Genomic DNA, 4044 nt, shown 5'->3' with positions numbered 1-4044 from the left:
CCGGTGTGCCGGTCTGCTTTGGGCGGCCGCGCCCTCAGCCCGATGGGCACGGTCCGCCACCACCGCGATCACGGCGTCACCTGGCTCGGTCTGCTCGCCGAGGCGCCGCCCAGTCTGGACGCCGTCGGCTACGCGGTGCACGAGCACGGGTTCGCCGGACACATGGCCCGCACCAGCGAGGTCACCCGCTACTACCTGCAGTGCGAGCGCGGCACCCCGGCCGACGCCTGGTCCGAGGAGCGGATCTGGGACGAGCTGGAGCTGCGGATGCGGGCGCGGGAGTACGGGCCGCTGCGCCGCGGGCGCGTGGTGCAGCGTTCCGTCGTCGACCTGGAGTCCGACGTGCTCGAACCGCTGCGCCAGGGCGCGCTGTTCCTCGTCGGCGACGCCGCCGGTCTGATCAGCCCGTCCGCCGCGAAGGGCGCCAATCTGGCGGTCCTCGAAGCGGCGGTCCTGGCCGACGCCCTGATCGACGACCTCACTGCCAAGAACCCCGAGGGCCTCGACGCCTATTCGGCGCGGTGTCTGAGGCACATCTGGCGTGCGCAGGAGTTCTCGCACTGGATGATCGGGCTGCTGCACGGCCCGTCCGGCGTGGACGGCGAGTCGCTGTTCCACAACTCCCTGCGCCGCTCCCGCCTCACCTCGCTGCGCACCTCGCGCAGCCACCAGGACTGGTTCGCCGAGCACTACGTCGGCGTATAGCCCCTCATATCCCGTCGCTGCTTCCCAACTCCGCACCCGCGTACGTCCGTACGCGTACATCCGAACCCCGGAATGAGGATCCACCCGCAATGATCACGACATTGTCGGGCGATACGTCCCGCCTGCGCGCGACGGTCGACTTCGTCAAGGAACAGGACACCGCCACGCTGCTCCGGCTCCTGCTTCCCGGGCTCGACGGCCCGGAGCTGCGGGCCGTGGCGGAGCGCTGCGACTTCTCGCACGCGGCGCTGCTCGTCTTCCCGCCCGACGAGGCCGCGCTGAGCGCCACGCTCGCCGACTGCGGGCTCGTCGCGGACGCGCCGCCGCGGCCGAGTGTCATCGTGCGCGAGCGTCTCGCCGTACGGCACAAACGGAGTGCGGCGGAGCTCGACGTCGGCATTCTGCGCCCCGTGGTGGAGTGCCTGGACGGGGCGCGGCGCCGGGTCGAGGTGTTCGCGCTGACCGTGCCGCCGGGGTCGGACCTCGACACGGTCGCCGCGCACGAGCGGGAGCAACAGCACGAGACGCATGTCGCCTTCGAGGTCGCGACTCCGGACCCGCTGGTGCTGCGCGGCCTGTGCGCGGCCTTCGGGCGGTACGGTGCGACCCCGGACGGCGGCGGCTACAACCCGCACGAGAACGGCACGGTGTTCTACTTCACCGCGCCCGCCGAGGCCAAGGCCGGGTACCGGCGCGTGGAGCTGTACGTTCCCGGCGACCACCGTGACGTCCTCGCCGCCCACCTCGACGAGCACCGCGGACGGCAGCCCGCCGAGACCCTGCTGCGCCTGCTGACCGGGGCGTGGACGACACAGGCTCTGGCCGCGTTCGTACGCCTCGACGTGGCCGACGCGATGGACGAGGAACGGAGCGTCGGACTGTCCGAACTGGCGCGGGACGTCGATGTGTTGGCGCCGAACCTGGCCACCCTGCTGCGCTACCTCGCCATGCTCGGCGTGGTGAGCGAGGACCGCGACGGTTTCCGGCTCACGGACACCGGCGGGCTGCTGCGCGCGGACGCCGAAGGGTCGATGCGGGCGCTGGCGCTGATGTACGGGGGACCGTTCTACGAGTCCTTCGCCGGGCTCGACCACACCGTGCGCACCGGACAGGTCGCCTTCGAGCAGCGCTTCGGCGAGAACCACTTCGACCACTTCGCCCGCGATCCCGCACTCGCCGAACTCTTCGACCGGTCCATGGCCGCCGGTTCACGGATGTTCGACCCGCTGCCCGTCCACCCGGTTCTCACCGCGGCGGCCGAAGGGGCCACCGTGGTCGACATCGCGGGCGGCAACGGGGAACTGCTCGGCCGAATCCTTTCCGCACATCCCCGCCTGCACGGCATCCTGCTGGAGCGCCCGCACACCGTCGAGACCGCCCGCCGCCTCCTCGGCGCGGCCGGCCACGCGGAGCGGTGCACCTTCCGGGCGGGCGACTTCGCGGACGCACCCGCGGGCGGCGACGTCTACGTCCTGTCGCGCGTCCTGCACGACTGGGACGACGACCGCTGTGTCGAGATCCTGCGCCACTGCGCCCGTGCGATGCCCGGCACCGCCGATCTGCTCGTCGTCGAACGCGTCCTGCCCGCCGACGGCTCGGCCTCGCTGGCCACGGCCTGGGACCTGCACATGATGTGCAACGTCGGCGGCCGCGAACGGAGCGCCGACCACTACGCCCGCCTGTTCGCCGACGCGGGCCTCACTCTGGTGGGCGTGTCCGCGCTGCCCCTGGACGGCAGCGTGCTGCACGTCCGCGGGACCGGCCCGGCGAACACCGGATCCAAACCCTAGGAGTCGAGCTCCTTGTCGCACGCGGGGCGGCGGGCGTCCGCCCCGCGTGCGCGCATGATCGGCCGGACGTGTCCCAGGAGTGGTGTTGCCTAGAGCGCACTCCACGACGTTGGCTATGAGCCATGAAGTACACGCAGCTGGGACGCACAGGACTCAAGGTCAGCCGACTCGTGCTCGGGACCATGAACTTCGGTCCGCAGACCGACGAGGCCGACAGCCACGCGATCATGGACGCGGCGCTGGACGCGGGGATCAACTACTTCGACACCGCCAACGTGTACGGCTGGGGCGAGAACAAGGGCCGTACCGAAGAGATCATCGGCAACTGGTTCGCCAAGGGCGGCGAGCGGCGCGACAAGGTCGTGCTGGCCACCAAGGTGTACGGGAACATGGCCGCCGACGGCGACGCCTGGCCCAACCACGACAAGCTCTCCGCGCTCAACATCCGCCGTGCGGTCGACGCGAGCCTGAAGCGGCTCCAGACCGACTACATCGACGTCTACCAGTTCCACCACGTCGACCGCCGCACTCCCTTCGAGGAGATCTGGCAGGCCATCGACGTACTCGTGCAGCAGGGCAAGATCCTGTACGTCGGGTCCTCCAACTTCCCCGGCTACAAGATCGCCCAGGCCAACGAGATCGCCGCCGGGCGCGGCGGCACCATCGGCCTCGTCAGCGAGCAGTGCCTCTACAACCTCGCCGAGCGCCGCGCCGAGATGGAGGTCATTCCGGCCGCGCAGGAGTACGGGCTCGGCGTCATCCCGTGGTCGCCGCTGCACGGCGGTCTGCTCGGCGGTGTCATCAAGAAGGAGGTCGAGGGCGGACGCAGGGCGAGCGGCCGGGCCGCCGACTCCCTCGCCAACACCGCCATCCGCGCCCAGATCCAGTCGTACGAGGACCTGCTCGACAAGCACGGCGTCGAGCCCGGCGAGGCCGCCCTGGCCTGGCTCCTCACCCGCCCCGGCGTCACCGGCCCGATCGTCGGCCCCCGCACCGCCGAGCAACTGGACTCCGCACTCAGGGCCGTCGAACTGGAACTGAGCGAGGACCTGCTGACCGGCCTCGACGAGATCTTCCCTGGCCCGGGCCCTTCTCCGGAGGCCTTCGCCTGGTAGCGGCACGTGGAAAGGGCGCCCCGACGGGGGCGCCCTGAAGGGGCGCGGGGCTGTGACATATGCGGCTCCGCCGCGTGGGCGCGACCAGCCACAACGGGCCCGCAGCCGACAACCCGCCGCCGGAGGCAAACGGCTACCTGCCGACCGCGGCCGCCATCGCCACCACAACAAACATCATCACAAGCACCCCGGCCATGATCCGGTTACGCGTCTTCGGGTCCACGCCACCGAGCCTAACCGCCCCTCCCTCAGCCACCCCCGGCGAGGGGTCCGCCGAGGGCCCACCGCCCGTACACCTCATACCGCGGCTGCTCCCCCGGCACCCCCGAGGCAGGCAGCCGACTCCGCATCAGACACAGCTCACCGACCGTCCACCCCCGCCCCTCGAACCCGTCCAGCACAGCCACGTAAGGACCGAAGTCCGTCTCCTCCCG

The 4044-nt window shown here is 71.2% G+C and carries 3 protein-coding genes and 1 pseudogene; 3 read left to right on the top strand and 1 reads right to left on the bottom strand.

The window, feature by feature from the left end:
- From O3Q52_RS49885 to O3Q52_RS49875, 3 genes are all read left to right on the top strand, one after another.
- Nucleotides 1-705, top strand: a 705-nt coding sequence (locus tag O3Q52_RS49885) for an FAD-dependent monooxygenase (RefSeq protein ID WP_269655052.1), incomplete at its 5' end; no start/stop codon positions are given.
- 89 nt (nucleotides 706-794) lie between these two features.
- Entirely contained in the window at nucleotides 795-2495 is a 1701-nt protein-coding gene (locus O3Q52_RS49880; RefSeq protein WP_269655051.1) for a methyltransferase, read from the top strand.
- Between the two features lie 122 nt (nucleotides 2496-2617).
- Nucleotides 2618-3610, top strand: coding sequence for an aldo/keto reductase (locus O3Q52_RS49875; RefSeq protein ID WP_269655050.1), 993 nt, complete (start codon nucleotides 2618-2620; stop codon nucleotides 3608-3610).
- 248 nt (nucleotides 3611-3858) lie between these two features.
- Here O3Q52_RS49875 and O3Q52_RS49870 read toward each other — a convergent pair.
- Nucleotides 3859-4044 (bottom strand): annotated as a pseudogene (locus tag O3Q52_RS49870) (RNA 2',3'-cyclic phosphodiesterase); the annotation flags it as partial.

It is taken from the genome of Streptomyces sp. ActVer, from assembly GCF_027270795.1.
In the GTDB taxonomy this organism is placed as follows: domain Bacteria; phylum Actinomycetota; class Actinomycetes; order Streptomycetales; family Streptomycetaceae; genus Streptomyces; species Streptomyces umbrinus_A.
This window is presented reverse-complemented; position numbering and strand designations above follow the sequence as displayed.

Excerpts from the sequence above, each read along its gene's own strand:
- O3Q52_RS49880 (WP_269655051.1), top strand. The coding sequence starts at position 795 with ATGATCACGACATTGTCGGGCGATACGTCCCGCCTGCGCGCGACGGTC.
- O3Q52_RS49875 (WP_269655050.1), top strand. The coding sequence starts at position 2,618 with ATGAAGTACACGCAGCTGGGACGCACAGGACTCAAGGTCAGCCGACTC.